Annotated in this window: 16 protein-coding genes, 1 tRNA gene and 2 pseudogenes; 6 read left to right on the forward strand and 13 right to left on the reverse strand. The window is 59.0% G+C overall.

The genetic code is table 11. From position 1 onward, the window contains the following. Positions 1-63: 63 nt before the first annotated feature. Positions 64-1,359 carry an OprD family porin gene (locus HBO12_RS13220; RefSeq protein WP_169863984.1) on the forward strand — a complete coding sequence of 432 codons (1,296 nt, stop codon included), beginning with the start codon at positions 64-66 and terminating at the stop codon, positions 1,357-1,359. 74 nt (positions 1,360-1,433) lie between these two features. Here HBO12_RS13220 and HBO12_RS13225 read toward each other — a convergent pair whose 3' ends face one another. From HBO12_RS13225 to HBO12_RS13240, 4 genes are all read right to left on the reverse strand, one after another. Next, on the reverse strand, positions 1,434-2,999 hold the full coding sequence (locus tag HBO12_RS13225) for a M48 family metalloprotease (RefSeq protein ID WP_169953868.1): 1,566 nt from the start codon (positions 2,997-2,999) through the stop codon (positions 1,434-1,436). Between the two features lie 12 nt (positions 3,000-3,011). Further along, complete coding sequence (locus HBO12_RS13230) at positions 3,012-3,377, reverse strand: hypothetical protein (protein WP_169953867.1); 366 nt, start codon at positions 3,375-3,377, stop codon at positions 3,012-3,014. Between the two features lie 37 nt (positions 3,378-3,414). Continuing rightward, the gene (locus HBO12_RS13235; protein ID WP_169953866.1) at positions 3,415-4,758 is read right to left on the reverse strand and encodes a CHASE2 domain-containing protein; all 1,344 of its coding nucleotides are present in this window, start codon (positions 4,756-4,758) and stop codon (positions 3,415-3,417) included. 137 nt (positions 4,759-4,895) lie between these two features. After that, positions 4,896-5,774 carry an EamA family transporter gene (locus HBO12_RS13240; RefSeq protein WP_170042354.1) on the reverse strand — a complete coding sequence of 293 codons (879 nt, stop codon included), beginning with the start codon at positions 5,772-5,774 and terminating at the stop codon, positions 4,896-4,898. Between the two features lie 100 nt (positions 5,775-5,874). On the opposite strand from HBO12_RS13240, the gene HBO12_RS13245 reads away from it, so the two are divergent. After that, positions 5,875-6,657 (forward strand): AraC family transcriptional regulator, encoded by a 783-nt coding sequence (locus HBO12_RS13245; RefSeq protein WP_170042355.1) that lies wholly within the window; start codon positions 5,875-5,877, stop codon positions 6,655-6,657. 69 nt (positions 6,658-6,726) lie between these two features. On the opposite strand, the gene HBO12_RS13250 is transcribed toward HBO12_RS13245, so the two are convergent. The 3 genes from HBO12_RS13250 to HBO12_RS13260 all read right to left on the reverse strand — a co-directional run bounded on the left by HBO12_RS13250 (position 6,727) and on the right by HBO12_RS13260 (position 10,695). Next, on the reverse strand, positions 6,727-9,135 hold the full coding sequence (locus tag HBO12_RS13250) for a TonB-dependent siderophore receptor (protein ID WP_262376980.1): 2,409 nt from the start codon (positions 9,133-9,135) through the stop codon (positions 6,727-6,729). A 112-nt stretch (positions 9,136-9,247) separates the two neighbouring features. After that, positions 9,248-10,195 (reverse strand): FecR domain-containing protein, encoded by a 948-nt coding sequence (locus HBO12_RS13255; RefSeq protein WP_262376981.1) that lies wholly within the window; start codon positions 10,193-10,195, stop codon positions 9,248-9,250. Beyond that, complete coding sequence (locus HBO12_RS13260; RefSeq protein ID WP_169953863.1) at positions 10,195-10,695, reverse strand: sigma-70 family RNA polymerase sigma factor; 501 nt, start codon at positions 10,693-10,695, stop codon at positions 10,195-10,197. Before HBO12_RS13260 ends, HBO12_RS13255 begins: the two co-directional genes overlap by 1 nt. A 297-nt stretch (positions 10,696-10,992) precedes the next feature. Here HBO12_RS13260 and HBO12_RS28390 point away from each other — a divergent pair. Both HBO12_RS28390 and HBO12_RS13265 read left to right on the forward strand, forming a co-directional pair. Then, positions 10,993-11,148: pseudogene (locus tag HBO12_RS28390) on the forward strand (phage portal protein); the annotation flags it as partial. A 1,133-nt stretch (positions 11,149-12,281) separates the two neighbouring features. Further along, positions 12,282-12,848 (forward strand): annotated as a pseudogene (locus HBO12_RS13265) (hypothetical protein); the annotation flags it as partial. 407 nt (positions 12,849-13,255) lie between these two features. Here HBO12_RS13265 and HBO12_RS13270 read toward each other — a convergent pair. After that, a tRNA-Thr gene (locus HBO12_RS13270) sits at positions 13,256-13,331 on the reverse strand. A gap of 242 nt (positions 13,332-13,573) precedes the next feature. Between HBO12_RS13270 and HBO12_RS13275 the strand changes: the two genes are divergently transcribed. Next, entirely contained in the window at positions 13,574-14,422 is an 849-nt protein-coding gene (locus HBO12_RS13275; protein WP_170042356.1) for an SDR family NAD(P)-dependent oxidoreductase, read from the forward strand. 140 nt (positions 14,423-14,562) lie between these two features. Beyond that, entirely contained in the window at positions 14,563-15,468 is a 906-nt protein-coding gene (bcsQ, locus tag HBO12_RS13280; RefSeq protein ID WP_346266881.1) for a cellulose biosynthesis protein BcsQ, read from the forward strand. Positions 15,469-15,653: 185 nt separating this feature from the next. On the opposite strand, the gene HBO12_RS13285 is transcribed toward bcsQ, so the two are convergent. The 5 genes from HBO12_RS13285 to HBO12_RS13305 all read right to left on the reverse strand — a co-directional run bounded on the left by HBO12_RS13285 (position 15,654) and on the right by HBO12_RS13305 (position 19,940). Continuing rightward, a complete protein-coding gene (locus HBO12_RS13285) occupies positions 15,654-16,922 on the reverse strand; it encodes a methyltransferase (RefSeq protein WP_170042357.1) in 1,269 nt (422 codons plus the stop codon). Continuing rightward, the gene (locus tag HBO12_RS13290; RefSeq protein WP_029295855.1) at positions 16,903-17,592 is read right to left on the reverse strand and encodes an ABC transporter permease; all 690 of its coding nucleotides are present in this window, start codon (positions 17,590-17,592) and stop codon (positions 16,903-16,905) included. The genes HBO12_RS13285 and HBO12_RS13290 overlap by 20 nt, the downstream gene beginning before the upstream one ends. Positions 17,593-17,630: 38 nt before the next feature. Continuing rightward, positions 17,631-18,326 carry an ABC transporter permease gene (locus HBO12_RS13295; protein ID WP_076961640.1) on the reverse strand — a complete coding sequence of 232 codons (696 nt, stop codon included), beginning with the start codon at positions 18,324-18,326 and terminating at the stop codon, positions 17,631-17,633. 74 nt (positions 18,327-18,400) lie between these two features. After that, positions 18,401-19,153, reverse strand: a complete 753-nt coding sequence (locus HBO12_RS13300; RefSeq protein WP_170042358.1) for an ABC transporter substrate-binding protein — start codon at positions 19,151-19,153, stop codon at positions 18,401-18,403. Positions 19,154-19,166: 13 nt separating this feature from the next. Then, positions 19,167-19,940: an ABC transporter ATP-binding protein gene (locus tag HBO12_RS13305; protein ID WP_057437115.1), complete on the reverse strand. Its 774-nt coding sequence runs from the start codon at positions 19,938-19,940 to the stop codon at positions 19,167-19,169. Between the last annotated feature and the right edge of the window lie 30 nt (positions 19,941-19,970).

Genomic DNA, 19,970 nt, shown 5'->3' on the forward strand with positions numbered 1-19,970 from the left:
CAAAAAAGCCAAATGGAGCCAGGTGTCACAGCGCGTACTCAACCAGTAATAAGGAATAAAAAAATGTTGAATAAACGGATGGGTCTGATTGCTCTGGGGATTTTGAGCGCTACTCAGGCAATGGCAAACGACCAGGAGCAATCCAAAGGCTTCGTGGAAGACAGCCACTTGAACATCGCGGCGCGTAATGCGTATATCAGCCGCGACTACAAAGACGGTGGTAAAGATAAAGCCGAGTGGGGCCAAGGCTTCATCGGTAAGTTCGAGTCCGGCTTCACCCAAGGCACCGTTGGTGTGGGTGTGGACGTGATCGGCCAATACGCCATCCGTCTGGACGGTGGTAAAGGTCGCAGCGGCGCTGGCGGCATCAACTTCTTCAAGCAAGGCGACAGCGGCGCGGCACCACACGACCTGGCCAAGGGCGGCGCAGCCGTCAAGGCACGCATCTCCAACACTGTGCTGAAGTACGGTGACCAGATGCCAGCCGTGCCGGTCCTGCAGTACGACAACTCCCGTCTGTTGTCGGAAACCTACACCGGTACCTCGATCGTCTCCAAAGAGATCAAGGGTCTGGAGCTGCAAGGTGGTTACTTCACCAAGGAAGCCCAAAAAGGCGCCGAAGGCACCGACAGCGGCAACCTGAAAAACATCGCCTACCTGGGCGGTAGCTACAAATTCACCGAAAGCCTGTCGGCCGCGCTGTACGCATCCGACATGGAAGACGTGCTGAAGAAGCAATACGTCAACGTCAACTACGTGCTGGCCCTGCCACAAGAGCAGTCGCTGACTTTTGACTTCAACGGCTACAAGACCAAGCTGGACAAGAGCTTCGCCCAGCTGACCCAAGGTGATGCTGACGCCCGCGACAACAAGATCTGGAGCCTGGGCGCCACTTGGGCCTTCGGTCCGCACAGCCTGACCCTGGCTCACCAGCGCAGCACCGGTGACACCGGCTACATGTACGGCGGCTACCGTAACAACACCAAGGGTAGTGGTATCGGCGACGGTGGTAACACCATCCTGCTGGCCAACTCCTACTGGTCTGACTTCAACGGTAAAGACGAGCGCTCCTGGCAGGTCGGCTACGGCATTGACTTCAGCACCTTCGGCGTACCGGGCCTGACCTACAACATCGCTTACGTGCGTGGCACCAACATCGACGACGGTAGCAACCGTGGCGATGGCACCGAGCGTGAAATCTTCAACCAGTTCAAGTACGTAGTACAGAGCGGCCCGGCTAAAGACCTGAGCCTGCGTGCCCGTGCCTCCTGGTTGCGTGTTTCGACCAACGCCAACAACTACAACGTTGGTGGTAACGAAATCCGCCTGTTCGCCGACTACCCGATCAACGTGTTCTAAGATCGTGCGTCGTGCCTGATACCAGGCAATAAAAAACCCCGACTTGTCGGGGTTTTTTTATGGCTGCCTAAACCCTACGCCTTGACCTGCGCCAACTTCTGGCAGTTGGCCTTGCGCGCCGGGTACTGCCCGCATTTGCGCAACACGCTTTGCACCTGCTGGGTGTTCTGCAGTTGCTGGTTGGCCAATAGCTTCTCGGTGATAAACAGCTCCTCCGAACCCAGGTGACGCTCGGCCGTGTCGATCATTGCCAGGGCGGCCTTGCCGTCGCCGCGCTTGAGGTAGTAGCTGATCATCAAGTCATAGGTCGAAGGCCCGGCCAGGGACCAGTCCTTGATCGCCTGCAATTCTTTGAGGGCATCGGCATTTCTACCCTGGGCCAGGCGCACGGCGTAGGCGGTGCGGCGGATGTTCGGCTGGTCCTTGACCGGCGAGCTCAAGGCGCGCCGGATAAACGCATCGGCCTCGGGCACCTTGTTTTTGGCCAGGGCGGCGGTGGCGGCGTAGGCGTCCTTGTAACCCTGCATGGCCTTGGCCACAGGCGCGGCGTCACGCACCTTCGGCCAGCTCGTGGTGTTGACCCGGGCGCGGCGCTCCTTGCGGTACTCGCGTTGCAGGTATTGGCGCAGCTCGGTGTCCCGGTCGATGGCGGACATGTGGGAGCGGTTGAAGTAATCGGTGGTGGCGGTGATGGTATTGGTCAGGCCGTCCTTGACCAGCACGTCCAGCTCCTTGGTAAAGCGGTCGAGGTTGAACTGCTGCAATGAATCTTGCATCGCGTCCTTGCGGGCGGTGAGAAAGCCCGTCAGCAGCGGCTTTTGCTTGCCTTGGAAATCATTCAGGCGCTCCAGGCTGTGGGTGGCCGCACGGGGCGCGTAGCCGGCCCGGATCATCAGGTCGGTGCCGAGCAAATCTGCCTGGTCTTCCTGGCTGCGGCCCCAGGCAGTACTCCAGACGTTGTCGGAAAAACTGTTGGCCAGCGAGGTATACAACACGGTATTGCCGATGGTTTTTTGCGTGCCGGCCGGGTCCTTGCTGAACAGTTTCATGGTGCCCGAACTGCGGTCCACCCCGGTGTTGGCCGCCACGGTTGCCAGGGCCACGGTGGAGGCCACGGTGGTGAACATGTCCTTCTGCTGTTGGAAGGCAGCGGCACGATCATGGTGGTGCAGCAGCACGTGGCTCATTTCGTGGCCGAGCATGGCGGCGATTTCGTCTTCGCTGCCGACGTTCTCCAGCATGCCCAGGGGCACGAAGATATTGCCGTACGGGTCCGCCGACGGTCCGAAGCTGTAGCTGTCGGTGATCTTCACCTGCAACAGCGGCAACTGCCCCGGCCAGCCCTTGGACAGGCGCGTGACGATGCCCTGCAAGTACACCTGCAACATCGGGATATCCACCAGGTTCTGCTGGCGCGCCTCGGCCGCAGGCACGGTGCGCCCGTCGTAACTCAAGCGCTGCTGGCCCGCGCGTTGCGGGTCGAGCTTGTAGTACTGGCGCACGTCGGCGTTGTCCACGTAGTGGCCTTCGACGCGCGACTGGGTCGACGGCCCCACCAGGTTCAGAAACGCCTGGTCTGCACCCTTCAAGGTGGCGCAGCCGCTGAGCAATGCACTGGCCAGCAATAGATATCCCTTCACCGCGGTACTCCCTTATTGATTGCAGCCGGCACCGTAGCCGAGGGTGGACTTGTTGTTACTGTCCTTGGCCAGGCTTTGGGGCATGAGCTGGCACGGCAGCTTTGTGACATTCAGGGGCGGGTCGATTCGCAGGTCCCTGGTGTCCAGCCAGACTTTCTGCCCAGCCAGCTCCACCAGGACCAACTCCAGCTCCTTGTTGAGTTGCAACACCTGAACGGGTTGCTTGGGTGTGTCTTTGCGGGCGATTTCCCGCAGCAGCTTGCCCTGCTCGTCCACCACCTCCACCGGGTCGGCCAGGAATTCCTTGATGACGTGGGTTTCGGCCAGCACACCCTGGCTGTAGAGCGCGGCGAGTAACACGATGAGGATTCTGTTCATCCTTGGTTTCCTTGAGTGAGACGACATGGCGGCACCCTCAGCGGCCACGGTCGAAGAAAGCTTCGATCCGCTCGCTGAACAGCGCCAATGACAACAAAACAATCCCCAGTACGTTGACCAGGGTGATGTGGTTCAGATACAGCACCCCGCACACCACCAGCAGCATCAGCATCACCAAACCCCACGACGGATAGGGCGAGGTGAAGAAGCGGATCTCCTGCCTGCGCCAGCGAGTCCAGGTATGCAGGCCGGCCAGACGCCGGGCATGCAGGGCCTTGAGCACGATAATCAGCGCCAGCAGCCCAAGCTCCAGCACGTCCACCCAGTGCAGGTTCCAACCGGGGAAATTGGCCGGCTCGCGCTCGTAATCCATGCCCTTGTTGATCAGGTTGTCCAAGGCCATGGCATGCAGGTAAACCCCAGGAATCAGGCCATGCACGGGTGATTGCACCACGTCGCCGGTTGAGGTGATGCTGGCCCCGACCATCACCAGCCGATCGCGCAGCAACCCGGCCACCAGCGCCTGATCCTCCGGCGAACTGACCTCCAGGTCGCTGGCCGACAAGGTCAGGCTATAAGGGCAGCGGGCCTGGGCTGAGTCGTCCAGTTTCCAGAACACCGCCTGGAGCAACTGCGCCACCCAATCCAGTACAAAGTTGCGCGGCGCTGCGCAGTGGCGAATATCGGCGATCTGTGCCTGCTCGGGCGCCAGCTTCAAGCCCCACTGCACGGCGATTGGCTGCAAGCGTGAGGCCGCCTCGGCATCTTCGGGCAGACCCGTGCAGTGAGCGTCCTTGCAGAATTGGCGGTACATCGCCAGGGCTGGGGTTTCCATCACCCCCAGGGCGGTCGGCATCGCCAGCGGGTACTTGTCGTCCACACCGTCCCAGACCACCAGCCCCGGCTGGCTGAACGCGGCAAACTGCTCGAGGGTATTGGCCTGCCCATTCTCGCCCCGCGTCACCCCGGTATTGGCCAGCAGCAGGGGAATGCCCCGGCGCTGATAGCGCTCGAACACATTCGCCAACAACTGGCTGCCGCGCGTCGGATCGCCCAGGGAGTGATCGTGGCTGTACAGCAAATCCACAAACACCGCCTTGGGTTTGTAGGCCAGCAAGCGCTTGAACAACTTGCTCTGCTCGCTATACGGCATCGGCCACGAGGTGTTGTTGCGCATCAGGTAGGCGTCGTCGATCAACACCACGGTGATATGTTGCTGGCCGGTGCCGGGGTAATTGCTGGAGAACATCCGGTTGAGCCACTGGGCGGATGCCTTGTCACTGGAACTGGCCAGGCCGAAGGGGTCGAGCACCGCTAGCAACACGATAAAAAACGCGAGCAAATATCGACGACGATTAAAAAGCGGGGGGTTCTTCGACATCCATGTCTCGATAAAAAACGGCGGGTGCTGTTGGGGGCAGGTTTCCCGCAGCGAATGCATGGGGTTTTAAAGGACGGGGAGGGGGGTGTCAATTAGAAATATGGCTAAGTGCCATCTGGCGCCCGCCGCCCTCGGCATCAAGCGGCAGATGACGTCCCCGCCGGGCGCGATTTCACCAGCCCCACGGCCAATGCAGACAAAATCAGCGCAATCGAGATCCCCTCGTTGAGATCGACCCGATGCCCCAGCAACAGCATGGAACCGGTGACGCCAAACACCGGGATCAGCAGCGACAACGGCGCCACCTTGGAGACCGGGTACTCGCGCAGCAGCAGGTTCCAGCCCCAGTAACAAAAGTGCGTGGCCGCATACACCTGGAACAACAGCGAGAACACCGTTAGCCACTCCATATGGGTGACCAGCGCAGTGAACGGCGCCGATCCATGGGCCAGCCACGTCAGCAGCAGCAACGGAAGCGGCGGGAACAGGCTGGCCCACACCACAAAGGCAAACATCTCGCGCACTTTTGATTGCTTGATGATGACGTTGCCCACACTCCAACTGAACGCACTTACCAGCAGCAGGCCGTAACCCAGGGTTGTCGCCTCGCCCGGACTGCCGGCGATAATGCCGATCAGTCCTACAGCCGCCAGCCCCACTCCGAGGATCTGGCCGACGCTCAGTTGCTCGCGAAACAACAACACTCCCCAACCCAGGGTAAAAAAGGCACTGAACTGGATCAACAAGGCTGCCGTACCTGGCGGCACACCCCATTCAATCCCCAGGTTGATCAAGGCCCACATCGCCACCCCGAAGATCAAGCCATAGGCCACCAGCCACTTCATCGCCACCGCCGGACGCCGCACAAAAAACACCCACGGCAACGCCGCCAGCGTAAAGCGCAGGGCGGTCAGCAACAGCGGATCGATCCCCGCCAGCCCCAGCTTGGTAATCGGAAAATTCAGCCCCCAGACAGCCGTCACCAACACGGCCAGGGCCAAGTGTTTCTTTTGCATAGTGTTCTGATTCCTGTGTGCGTCAGCCAAGGCGCAACTATGCGCAATAGGTGAGCTGGCTCGCTTGCACTATCAGGTCATAAATCATTAAATTCGGGCCATGCGCGAAACTGACATCGACCCTTACGAAAACACCCCCCGCGACGCCGTGGTCACCGCCAACGACTATGCCGACGGCCAGCACTTTGCGTTGCATACCCATCGGCGCGGGCAATTCGCCTACGCCGCCTGCGGCGTGATCACCGTCTTCACCCAACAGGGCAACTGGGTGGTGCCACCCCACCGTGCCATCTGGGTCCCGGCGGGCGTGCCCCACGAAATGAGCATGAGCGGCCCGGTGACCATGCTCAACACCTACATCCGCACCCACGCCGCAACCCGCCTCAACCTGCCCGCGCAGTGCCAGGTGTTCGGCGTATCAACGCTGCTGCGCGAACTGCTGAGCCGCGCCATCGATGTACCGGCGCTGTACGAAAAGGACCATCTGCACGGCCGCCTGATGACCCTGCTGCTCGACGAAATAGCCGACATGCGCCCCCTGTCACTCAACGCCCCACTTCCCAACGACCCCCGGCTGGCCGACATCTGCCGCCACCTGCTGGAACAGCCATCACTGGAAACCAGCATCGACGACATGACCCAACGCCTCGGCATGAGCCGCCGCACCTTCACCCGCTTGTTTCGCCAGCAGACGGGCATCAGCTTTGTGGAATGGCGCCAGCAAGCGTGCCTGTTGGCGGCGGTGGTTAGGTTGGGGAATGGAGAGTCGGTGACGCGGGTGGCGATTGATTTGGGGTACAGCAGCTCGAGTGCGTTTACGAGTGTTTTCAGGCGGGTGTTGGGGGAGGTGCCGAGTCGGTATTTTGCGAAGAACGTGCCTTGAGATATCACGCCTGTCAAGCGCGACAATACCGTGCGCAAGCAGGGTATTGTCGTTTTCAACGGCTGCGCCTTACATGCTCCACCTCATGGTCACCGCCACGTTACGTGGGTCGCCAAAGAGGTTCGCGCCGGCAGGGTTACTGATGCTTTGGTAGTAGCGCTTGTCGAACACGTTGTTGAGGTTGGCTTGTACCTTGAGGTTTTTGTTCACGTTGTAGCCAGTCATCAGGTCGAAGATGCTGTAGCCGCCCTGAGTAACGCCGAACGAGGTATAGGTGCTGCTCTGGCTGCGCAATGAACCGCCAATGGACCATTTTTCCAGGTCGCCCGGCAGTTGGTAAGTGGTGGACAGTTTGAGCAAGTTGTACGGCGTGTCGCTGTCGAAGCGGCCGCTGCCGCCCTTGACGTTCTTGGCGGCGGCATAGGTGTAGCCGGCCGAGGCCTGCCAGCCACGAGCGAGCATGCCCTGCAGCTCCATGTCGACACCTTTGGTCTGCACTTCACCGGACGCTACTGAGCAAGACGCGACCCCCGGCAAGCACGTGTCCAGGCTTTGGGCGCGGTTCTCCTGAGTCAGCTGGAAATAGGCCACGCTGGCGTTCAAGGCACCCTCGAAGTATTCGCCTTTGATCCCGACCTCACGGTTGGTGCCCGTGACTGGCGGCAGCAGGCTGCCGTAGTAATTCACGTTGGCCTGGGGCTGGAAGATTTTTGTCCAACTGGTGTACACCGAGTAGGTGTCGTTGATGTCGTAGATCAGGCCGGCATAGGGGGTGTATTCGCGCGTAGCCTTGTAGTCGGCGCCGAACGTGTATTCACCGGAAATAGTGTTCTGTTCGTACTCGTACCAATCCAGGCGTGAGCCGAGGATCAGTTTCAAGTCATCGCGCAGGTGCAAGCGCGTGGTGGCGTATGTGCTGTACTGATCGACCTGGCCTTTGCGCGACCAGTTGTAGTTGATGGTGGGTTTATCCACGCCGTGATAGTCGAAATGGGACGGGTCGAGCACGACGTTCGGGTCGTTGAGGAAGCCGCCGCCGGGACCATCGTCGGTGTTATCGGTGCGATAGCTGGCGCCAAGCACCAGTTCGTGGGTGGCGCCGAAGAGGATGAAGGGCCCGGAAACGTAGCTGTCGACGCTTTTTTGCGTGTGTTGGTAGGTGTATCGGCCCACGTTCAGGTTCAGTTGGTCGGCTGCCGGGTCCAGTCGGTAGAAACTGGTGCCGAGCATGTCCAGGTCGCCTCGCAACCAGGTGGTGTTCAGGCGCAGTTTCCAGTCGTTGTCAAAACGGTGTTCGAGTTCGGCAAAGGCACTGGTGTTTTTCTTGTTCCAGTAGGTCCACTTCGGGCTCATGCGCGTCGAACGGGAGATGGGCAGGAACGTGCCATTGGCTTTGGTTGGTATGCCCGACCAGTCGGCCCCTGGGTTGTCTTCGCGGTTGTAGTACGCGCCCAGGGTCAGGGTAGTGGCTTCGCTCAGGTCAAATTCAGTGATGCCGTACAGCAACTGGCGCTTGCTGCTGTAGCCATCGGTAAAGCTGTCTTTGTCCTGAAAGGCGCCGACCACACGCCCCCTGATCGAGCCGCTGGAATTGAGTGCGCTGCTGGCATCGAGTTCGGTGCGGTAGTTGTCCCACGAACCGGCACCTACGGTCACCGATACTTGTGGCTCGACGGTCGGGCGTTTGCGGATCAGGTTGAGCGTGCCGGACGGGTTGCCGGCACCGATCATCAGGCCCGACGCACCGCGCACCACCTCGACCCGGTCGAACATCGCCATTGTCGAGGTGCCGAGAGTGTCGGTGTCATATGCCACGGGTAGGCCATCGATCATGATGTTGTCGATGGCCGAGCCACGCGAGTAGAACTGCGGGCGTTCGCCGCCGGTCTTGCGCATGGTCAGGCCCGGGGTGTAGGTCGAAATGTCCTCCAGGGACTGCATGTTCTGATCATCCATGCGCTGGCGGGTGATGACCGTTACTGACTGCGGCGTCTCGCGCATCGAGGTGGCCAGTTTGGTCGCGGTGCTCATGGAACCTGTGGTGTAGGAACCGGTACCTTCGGTCATTGCGTCCAGGCTCTGCCCTGAGATGCTGGTTGTGCCGAGTAGCACCGCTGACTCGTTATTGCCAGCAATTAACACAAAGCCCCCGTTGCCTTGGCGTTGCGCCAGTAATCCGCTGTTTTCCAACAAGCGCGATAGCCCTTCCTCGATGCTGTAGGTGCCAGTAAGGCCCGCGGTAGAAAGGCGGCGTGTTTGCTCGGTGTCGAATGAAATAGTGACCCCTGCTTGCACCCCAAACCGGGTCAGGGCGCTACCCAGCGGGCCTGCAGGAATCTGGTAAGTCTTTAGGCTCTGGGCCAGCACCGGCAGCGGCATCAGTGCCAAACCCGGCAACCCGGCGAGGGACATGCCAAATACTGCAAAGCGTATGGCGCACGTTATCTTGGGAGTGACATTGAGGGGGAGCGGGAGCATTCGTTGATCCTTGCGTTGTCATGGCAGAAACCCGCTGTTATCGCGGCTTATGTCATTGACGGATGAGAATCAAAATCAGCAAGGTCGTTGGGCAAGAATCAACACCAGGGGATTATGCCGGCTCGATGCTGACCCAATACCGGGTCAGATAGCTCACCTTAACGGGTAGGGTTTTGCTCAAGTTTTCCAACACCGTATCGGTGTCATCGATACGGAACGCGCCCGAGATACTCATGCCCCGTACAGACGCGGCACAGCGCAATACGCCTGGACGATAGCGACCCAGCTCTTCGATAAAGTCTCCCAGGCGCCAGTCATCCACACTCAACATCCCCTGGACCCACGCAGTTGAGCCCGCGGGTAATGGGCGCACCTTGTGGACTTCATCGCGACTGAAAGCCACTTGCTGCCCGGCTTCCAGGCGCAGCGTCCGCTCGACATGCTGACTTGGGCATACCTGCACAGCCGATTGCAGTACGCCGACGAGTGTTTGCTCAGGCAATTGACGGACGCTGAACCGGGTACCCAGCGCGCGTACGCTGCCCTCGCCGGTTTGAACGATAAACGGACGCAGGGCGGGGTCTTTGGCGGTCTGAACCTCAATCTCACCACTGTATAGCTGGATCACGCGCTGTTTTGAGTCAAAGCGGACATCCAGGGCGGTGCCGGCATTCAGTTCCAACTGCGAGCCATCGTCAAGCTGCAGCGTGCGACGCTCACGGGTCCCGGTGCGTTGTTGAGCGAGCATCGAGCGGTACGGTATCTGGTCCGCCGCCATCCAAGTACAGCCGCCAGCGGCCACCAGCATGCCAAGCAGTTTCAGAACATCACGGCGCTGTGTCTTCGCTGCGTCCAGGCTGGAGAGGGCGGCTCGCCTGGGCATCAACGCCCATTGCCGTTGAAGCGTTTCGACCCTTTCCCAGGCTTGCGAGTGCAGTGGGTCGGACGTTATCCAAGCCTGCCAGGCCTGGGTTCTGGCTTCATTGACCGTACCGTCATTGAGTTGCACGTACCAGGTAGCCGCAGCCTCAAGCGTCTTGAGATCCAGAGAGGGGGTCATCAACTGTCGACCAGCAACAGGCAACGGGTCATGGCACGAATCAAGTGATTTTTGACCGTCGTCACTGACACCTCGAATCGCTCAGCAGCTGCAACATAGCTAAGCCCTTCCAGTTGCACGGCGAGAAAAATCTCCCGAGTCCTGGTGCCCAACTCATCGAGCAGGCTATCGACGGCAACCAGCATTTCGATGATCGACAACCGTATCTCTGGTGAGACATCCACAGGTTCTGGCCTTTGAGCCAGCGCGTGCAGATAAGCCTGCTCAATAGTGCGGCGGCGGGCCTTATCGATCAGAAGAGAACGCGCAATGGCACTGAGATAACCTCGAGGCTCGCGGATCGGCGCGTCATTGCGGGCCGTCATGACCCGCACAAACGTGTCCTGAGCCAGATCCGAAGCATCGGCGGCATTGCCCAGGCGGACTCGCAACCAGCCTTTCAGCCAGCTGTTGTGTTCGCTATACAGCTGATGAAGAGCTGATTGATCAAGCGCTGACATGAGCGTGCCACCGATGCGTAAATGGTAATCGCTCTCATTGTCGTGATGGCATGATTTTTATGCAAGAGACTTTTCTGCGCCAGGGAGGGAAAGGTGTGGACATTTTGTGGGGGGCACAAACCCGAACCCCAGAAACAACAAAGCCCCCACATTTCTGTGGGGGCTTTGTTTTGTATGGTGCGGCACGAGGAGTCGAACCCGTGACCTACTGATTATGTTTGCATCGTGGCTTCCCGTTATCGTCCCGTAGGTTCCTCCTCGGGCCGCCAGCCTTGTTCGAGCTTCTCTATAGGAACGCTGACTCGCTTCAAGAACATCACTCGCAACGACGTGATTGCGGCTTGGCTCATGAACCCGGAGCTGGCGGGGTGCATGCCCGAGAATGCAGCGAGGTTTGGGGATTTGGAGAAGATTGATCGGGTGTATATGAATAATGAGATACGGCCGATCAGGTAGTTGCTTCTACAGCTTAATACTGCATTGCGTCGTGACCGATGTGTGGCATGGAGTCTTTAAGTAGATTTGGATTCATGGCGGCTTCCAGCGATAACATTTTGGCTGCGTTCAAGGGGGGCGAATAGCGAATCCGACATTGACGCGGAACAGCTTCGGTTAGCTAAGGAGTAACGCATAACGGGGGCAGATCTGTTAATGGGTTTTATACTATTTAATTTTTAAGCGTTTGTATGAGTGTAATCGTTTTGATGGTAGATATTTTTTACGCAGTTGCTATCTGGTCTTGCGAAGTAATGCCTAATTGGCATGATTTTATTTTTTTTGAAAAATATCTAGCTTGAGGTGGTTTTTGGTCATTTTTGCTTGAAACGAACTCGAAACCAGTCGCAGTACGTTATTGCTAAGGGGAATAACGTATATCGTGAAATTGTATTTGTACCTGTTAGATTTGACAGTAGTAGTGGGCCTGATATTGGATTATTTTTCAATTTCATTTGTTTGAATGGAGGCGTCTCTTATGGGCTCTGTAGCGGTTTTGCATATTTATCTCGGTGTTGGAAGGTATAGCCTACTGGATACATACAACAAGGCGAATAACAATCTCAAATCGTTGGGGATCATAGGTAAGATTGACAAGGTTTTCAGGGACGCTGAAGGAGCGGTTTTTTCTTCTATGGTAAAAGAAGTCCAGACGGGTAAGTTTGGTGGGGGGGTAAGTATGAGGTGATAAATCGGGATGGCGAAATAGTCAATTGGGAAGTGTTCAAGAGTAATGACTCCAATAATACTTTGCAATACATCTCTGGTCTGATCGGGAGTAAAGTTGGTGTGTGGATCGGGGGTGAAGTACTTGTGGTGAATGAAAATGGAATTGTATTGCTTATGAGCTGTCCTGATAATATTAACTCGGGCGCCTATTTTGTCGATGGCACTTTTTATGCAAATCACGGTGACTTTGTTAAGTGGAGAGACTCATTTGTCGGCGTTACGTAATGGTGACGTATCAATTTGTCGTCGCCTCAATAGAGAACGGTGTAGAGCAGGAGGCTAGATTCTGGCGGCGCCTGATACAGAGTTTTGGGCGCCGATCAGGCCTAGTTACAGCGGGTTGTGGGCGCTCGAGGGGATAGGCTACAGCGCCGGTCAAAGGGTTGGTGACGCTCGATATCGGCTACAACGACAGCACGCTGCAGCGTCACTTCATTGGCTACGTCGAACGCTCCACCACGGCCAGCAGCACCCTGCAGGTGCTGTTCTGCCGCGAACTGGCGGCAATCCTGGCCAACCCGCTGCCGCTAAACCTGCGCCACGTTGATCTGCGCGCCATCCTGGTCGAGATCAGTCAGCACACCGGCCTGCGCTTTCGCGTGCCAGACAAGCCCTACGCCGGGGTCAAGGCGCCGTTCTTCTACAGCCTGGCCTGGGTATTCAACATCCCCGACTTCATCTGGCAGCAGCAGGGTGATGGGGAGGTGTTCGTGGGCAGTTGGGCTGACAGCTTCTTTGGCGTTCGCCCGCCGTTGCAGCTGCCGGCGGAACTGTTCGACGACTACCCGGGCAACCAGAGCGCAATGATTGCGGCCCTTCCCGGGTTGCGACCAGGTGCAACGATCAACCACGGCGAGCGCATCACCAGTGTGGCCCTCGTCGATAACCAGGTGGTCATCCGATGGCCGACGCAATCAAGCGCAGCGTAGAACGACAATTCCCTGAACTCACCGGCGGATATCACCTGCCCTGTTTTGTCAGGTTCTGACAGTTCGCTGACAGCTTTCTGACAGTGATGCAAAACGCTGAAAGGCTTGAAATACAAGGGTTACAGAGTAGATGAATATAAATCTGACAAATCTGACAGGCTTTTAAGGGGTCAACCTTAATTTTTTTTCGCTTCGCATAAGGGGTGTTTGGTCATACGCGTACACATCGCACAGGCTCTAAACATTCGGCCTATCACACCGCGACACTTCCACTTTCACCCCCCAGCTACTGAGCTGAGAGCAACCCGTTCTGTGCCTTTTGATGGCCACGGGAGCGCTTGTTACGTCGCTTGTTACGTATTGCGCAAAAACAAAGGGCCTGCATCGCTGCAAGCCCTTGTTTTAAATGGTGCCGGCACCAGGAGTCGAACCCGGGACCTACTGATTACAAGTCAGTTGCTCTACCAACTGAGCTATACCGGCGTGTTAGGGCGACGATTATAGCGATTGGAAAGGTTCTGTAAACCCCTGAATTCTGACTATTTTTCAGTGCGTGGTTTTTTCGCTGGCAGTCGCACGCTCCAGCGGTTTCACAAAGGGTGATGAGGGCCGATGGCGAGGCCTGAGGCTTGATACGCAGAAGGTATCAAACCGCCCCGTGATCAGTATTAAACAACGCCGTTGTTCATTGCTAAGTTGAGGTGGCACTCAATGAGGAAAAGCCAATGAATTTCGCAGGAAAAACCGCCGTTATCACCGGCGCTGGCCGTGGTTTGGGTTTTGTCTACGCACAAGCGCTGGCCCAGCGCGGGGCCAATGTGGTGATCAGTGATATCGGCGCCGATAACCTCGGTTCGGGAAGCGATGCCTCCATCGCCCTGGACGCGGCACGCCGCCTTGAGGCCGAGGGTTTGAGCGCGGTTGCTCATCAGGGGGACTTGTCCAGCGAGCAAGGCTGTCGGCAGTTGGTCGAGACGGCCATCGCGGCGTTTGGGCAGCTCGACATCCTGATTCATAACGCCGGCTGGGTGGGTTATCAATCCATTGAGGAGGCGGACGCGGCGTTTATCGGGCGTGCGCTGGATATCAATGTCTATGCGCCCATATGGCTATGCAAACATGCCTGGAAACACCTCAAGCAATCCACCGCTGCGCGGGTGGTGCTGACGTCTTCTGATCGGGCGATGTACCAGCAATATGCCCAGTCCGGGTTGGTGGCCTATGCGGCGGGGAAGATGGCGCAGTTGGGCATCATGAATGCCTTGAGTATGGAAGGCGCAAACGCCGGGATTCTGGTGAATGCGGTGTCGCCGGTGGCCAAGACGCGCATGTGGGGTGTTGAGGGTGAGCCGGGCAATCTCAAGCCAGAGTGGGTAGCGCCGGGGGTGGTGTTCCTGGCGTCGGAGCGCTGCCAGGACACCGGCTATGTTCTGCGCGCCAGCAATGGTCAATTTACTGCGACGCGGTTTGTCGAGAATCCGGGGGTGGATTATCCCGTTGACCTGGCGCGGGTCAGGGCCTCCAGTGCCGAGCAGGTTGCGCAGCAGTGGGAGCGGATAAAGGGTTGTCATTAAATTGACTTTTAACCGCTCGTCGAAATTGCTGCGCTAAAAAACACCAAAATAATGACACCCACCTACTCCTGTCACACACTGCTTGAACAACAAGTGCACCCATGTCCTAAAAGAGGTGCCGTGACAAAGGAGGGTGGTCTGTGAGCCATGCCGACGAACGTTTTGCCAAGAATCTTGCCAGTCATGATCACCCGATGACGTCGACGCTGCAGTTCTTCGAAGATACCCCCATCGACGATGCGCCTTCCTCCATTGAGCAACCCCAACCAACCGCCATGCCGGCCTGTCGCGCGCAGGTTGTGGCGTTGGTGTCGGGCAATGGCGGCGTAGGGCGCAGCACCCTGGCGACGGCATTGGGCAGTGGTTTGCAACGCCTGGGGCGCGCAGTGACGGTGCTGGAACTGGACCCACAAAACGCCCTGCACCTGCACTTTGGCCTGCCCCACGACACCCCGGGAATCGGGCGTGCCAGCCTGTGCAAGCAACCCTGGGGGCCGATCGCCCAACCCGGCTTTTGTGGCTGTCGGGTAGTGGTCTTTGGCGAGACCGACCTGCAACAGCAGGAAGACCTGCAACGCTGGCTCAAGCAGGACCCGCAGTGGCTGGCGCAGCACTTGTCGCGCCTGGGCTTGAGTGAGCAGGCCACGGTCATCATCGACACCCCCGCCGGCAATAACGTCTACCTGCACCAGGCATTGCACGTCGCCGACAGGGTGGTGGTGGTTGCCCTGGCAGACGCGGCGTCGCTGGGTGCGCTGGAGCAGATGCAGCGGTTGCTGGCGCCGTATCTTGCGCGCCCGTCGGCACCGCGTTGCCATGTGTTCGTCAACCAGTTGGATGAGGGCAGTGCCTTCAGCCTGGATATGCTGGACGTATTCAAGCAGCGCCTCGGGGAGGATGGCCTGGAGGTGATCCATCGCGACCCGCAGATCAGCGAGGCGCTGGCCTTTGGCGAGGACCCCCTGGATAACGAGGCGGTGAGCCTGGCCTGTGACGATATCCATGGGCTGTGCCAGTTGCTGGATAGCCCGCCAAACGTGCCCTGACCCACGCCTTATACGGTTAACCGCAGATGCTTATGCACAATCTGTTGGTCGGACAGGTGTTGAAACAGTCATTTTGTGGAGCTGTTCTCATTACGCTGCAACTGCCTGTTTTTCGTGCGTTTTATTTTATGAACAAAAAATGATCAGTCAGGATTTTGGCCTATGGCGCCCGCTTTTACGGCGTCCTACAGAATTTCATCAACAGAGTTATCCACAGGGCTTGCTGCCCTTTGATCGCGCTCGGCGAGCACCATCAGGTTGCGCGGTGTCAGGCACGATTCGCAGAAGCGACCGACTAGAGCCTTGTAGCCGTTTTCTTGCAGGAACAATGCCCGATCCAGCACCAGCCACAATTCCAGCGGGCGGCGAAATAGGCCACGTACCAGTTCCAGGTTTCGTACATGGGCCAGGCGTTGCCAGCCGTGCCGTTCCAGGGTTGCCCAATCCTGCTGCCCTGTGGATAAACCCTTGAGCGCCGCCAGGTGTTGGCAGTAATCAGCGAAGGGCCGGTGCAGCCATTCGCTGGGCAACGAAGGCGTGGGCAGGTACTCGTCACACCCGCGCAGTAGCCGCTGCAACTGATCGAAACCCAGGCGCCGGGCCATGGAGGTGTCGCGTTGCAGGCGCACCCGCAAGCCTGCGGTGACGGTTTCGCTCAGGGGCAGGCCGAGGTCTTCGCGCGATAAACGCAGCGCCGAAGCACGAGCCGGGGCCGACAGCGCCTGGTACTGCTCGCTACTGATGCGGTTGTAACAGCAGGGCGCCACGGCCAGGTGCTGGCAGCCGGCGGCGCTGGCCAATTGCAGCAGGCGTACGTGCAGATCGCCACAGGCATGCAGGGCCACCGGGGTGTGTTTATCGGTGAGTTGCTGCACAGCGCTTTCAGCCATCACATCTTGCTGGAGGTGGCGGGCGGGCATTTGATGACGGTCGCTGAGGATTTGGCCTGCGCCGATCAGCGCCGGATCGTACTCCAGGCAGGTCAGGCTTTGCCCCGGTTGCAGCAGCCGCCGGCCAAGGTGGCCTTTGCCGGCGCACCAATCGAGCCAATGGGTGGGGCGCTCGGCAAACTGCAAGGCGGCGCCAAACGCCTCGATCTGCTGCCATTTGCGCCCCGGTACATCCACATTCAGGCGCGACGACGGCGCATGCAGCGCGCTCGACGGTAGCTTATCCACAGCACTGAGACGCGCCGCCAGCTGCGCCCATTGGGGAAACGGCGCCGGGGCCTGTAGTTCGGTGGGCAGGTTATGGCTGCTTTCGGCCTCTGCCAGCGAGCGCTGGCGCAGCCATTGGGCCAGCGCTGGATGCTGGGCTTCCCAAGGCAATTGCAGATGGGTGAAGGGCCGTGGTCGCCACAGCCCTTGATGTTCGGTGAGGAACGCATCCAGCGCGAGAAAACGGGCCAGCAGTCGCTCGCCCGTCAACCCGCTGTCAGCGTCCCTGGCAGGCATCGACCCGCAACCAGCGTTCCAGCAGCTTGAAGCCGCGCACCAGCACATAGGCCATCAGCAGGTAGAACATGCCGGCGGCAAAGAAGATCTCCACCGGCAGGTAGGTGCGGGCAATGATGGTGCGGGCCATGCCGGTCAATTCCAGCAAGGTCACGGTACTGGCCAGGGCGCTGGCCTTGAGCATCAGGATCACTTCGTTGCTGTAGGCCGGCAGGCCGATGCGCGCGGCGCGCGGCAGGATGATGTAGAACAGCGCCTTGGGCTTGGACATGCCCAGCGCCCGCGCCGCTTCGATTTCACCGGGCGGGATGGCCTGGATCGCGCCGCGCAGGATCTCGGCGATGTAGGCGGCGGTGTGCAGGGTCATGGTGACGGTGGCGCACCAGAACGGGTCCCGCAGGTAGGGCCACAGGGCGCTCTCGCGCACGGCGTCGAACTGCGCCAGGCCGTAGTAGACCAAAAACAGCTGCACCAGCAGCGGCGTGCCACGGAAGAAGAAGATGTAGCAGTAAGGCAGGGTGCGCACGTACCACAGTCGCGAAGAACGGGCGATGCCCAGGGGGATCGCCAGCAACAGCCCGGCGATCACCGCGATGGCCACCAGTTCCAGGGTCAGGGTCGCGCCCTGGGCCAGTCGTGGCAGCCACTTGATGATCACGGCCCAGTTCAGGCCCAGGTCGAAATGCGCCAGCCAGCTATAGTCGCCGTTCATTGCGTGCTCCTCGCAAAGCCGCGAGCGGCGCGTTTTTCCAGGAAGTACATGCCGGCCATGGCCAGGACGGTAAGGCCCAGGTACATGAAGGCTGCGACCATGAAGAAGGTGAACGGCTGCTTGGTGACGGTCACGCCGATTTGCGCGTGGCGCATGATTTCTTCCAGGCCGATCACCGAGACCAGTGCGGTGTCCTTCATCAGGATCATGAACAGGTTGCCCAGGCCCGGCAGGGCGATGCGCCACATCTGCGGCATGATCAACCGGGTGAAGATACGCAGCTTCGACAGGCCCAGGGCAATGCCCGCTTCACGGTGGCCCTTGGGGATCGCCAGGATCGCGCCACGGAACACTTCGGTGGCATAGGCGCCAAAGCACAGGCCCAGGGCAATCACGCCGGCAGCGAAGGCGCTGAGCGACAGGTCGGGGTTACCGAAAAACTCCCCGAGGGCCCGCATCATATTGACCGTGCCGAAATAAATCAGCAGCACCCACAGCAGTTCGGGAATGCCCCGGACAATGGTCGAGTAAGCGCCGCCAAGCCATTGCAGGAACTTGTACGGGGAAGTCTTGGCCAGGGCGCCGGCCAGGCCGAGCACCAGCCCCAGGCATAACGCCGTGAGTGCCAGTTTGACGGTCATCAGCGCGCCGGCAGCGAGTGCGGGGCCGAATCCGTAGAGATCGAAATTCATGGTTTTTTCATATCGCGCAAGGCTTGCGAAAAACCGGCGCGCTCAACGGAGCGCGCCGGTCTGGCCAATCAGGATCATTCGATGCTGAAAGGGAAGTACTTGTCGTTGATCTTCTTGTAGGTGCCGTCGGCCTTGATTTCCGCCAGGGCCTTGTTCAGGCGCTCGCGCAGTGGGTCGCCTTTACGCACGGCGATGCCGATCTTGTCGCTTTCTACAACCGGGTCGCCTTTGAACTCATAGGCCAGACCGTCTTTGCTCTTGAGCCACTCGTATTGCACGTACTTGTCGGCGAGCATCCCGTCCAGGCGGCCGGACGTCAGGTCGAGGTAGGCGTTTTCCTGGGTGTCATAGAGCTTGGCGGTGGTGTCTGGCAGTTTGTCTTCCAGGTAGGTACCGGCCAATGTCGCACGCTGGGCACCGATGATCTTGCCCTTGAGGTAGTCGGCGTCGGTCTTGAAGTCTTTGATGGACTTGGCCGCGATGAATTGCAGCTTGTTGGAGTAGTACGGGTCGGTGAAGTCAACGGCTTGCTTGCGCTCGTCGGTGATCGACAGCGACGACACCAGGAAGTCGAACTTCTTGGCGTTCAGGGCCGGGATGATGCCGTCCCAGTCCGAGACATACACTTCGCACTTCTCGACTTTCATCTTGGCGCACAGGGCGTCGCCGATGTCTTTGTCGAAGCCGACAACGTTGCCGCTGGCGTCTTTATTGTTGAAGGGCGGGTAGGCCGCCTCGATCCCCATTTTCAAAGTCTCGGCCATGGCCGTGGCGCTGAATGCCATGGAAACGGCGGCGGCCAGGAGGAATTTTTTATAGTTCTGCATGCATGTTGCTCCGTTAGCGGTTGCTGGACATGAATTGTTTGCAGCGCGCCGAAAGCGGGTTGTCAAACACCTGCTGTGGCGATCCTTGCTCTTCGACCAGACCCTGGTGGAGGAACACCACTTCGCTGGACACTTGGCGGGCAAAGCCCATTTCGTGGGTGACCAGCAGCATGGTGCGGCCTTCTTCGGCCAGCGCGCGGATCACATTAAGTACTTCCTGAACCATTTCCGGGTCAAGTGCCGAAGTGGGCTCATCGAACAGAATGACTTTAGGCTGCATCGCCAGGGTGCGGGCGATGGCGGCGCGTTGCTGCTGGCCGCCAGACAATTGCGCCGGGTAGGCGTGGCGCTTGTCGCCAATGCCGACCTTGGCCAGCAGCGCCTCGGCCACTTCGATGGCTTCGGCCTTGCTCTGGCCGAGCACGCGGCGTGGGGCCTCGATGATGTTGTCGAGGATGCTCATGTGCGGCCAGAGGTTGAAGTTCTGGAAGACAAAACCGATTTCGCTGCGCAGGCGATTGATCTGCTTGCCGTCGGCGGCCATCAGCTCGCCGTTTTTCGCGGCCTTGAGCTTGAGCTCTTCGCCGGCCACCAGGATCTGGCCCTGGTGCGGGTTTTCCAGCAGGTTGATGCAGCGCAGGAAGGTGGACTTGCCGGAACCGGACGAACCCAGGATCGAGATCACATCGCCGTCGCGAGCGGTCAGCGAGATGCCTTTAAGCACCTCCAGCTCACCATAGCGTTTATGCAAGTTGCGGATTTCAAGCGCGGGCGCGGCCAAAGCCATGTGCGGTCCTCATTGTGTTCATTGCGTTCC

It is taken from the genome of Pseudomonas sp. WS 5059, assembly GCF_012985525.1.
GTDB lineage: Bacteria > Pseudomonadota > Gammaproteobacteria > Pseudomonadales > Pseudomonadaceae > Aquipseudomonas.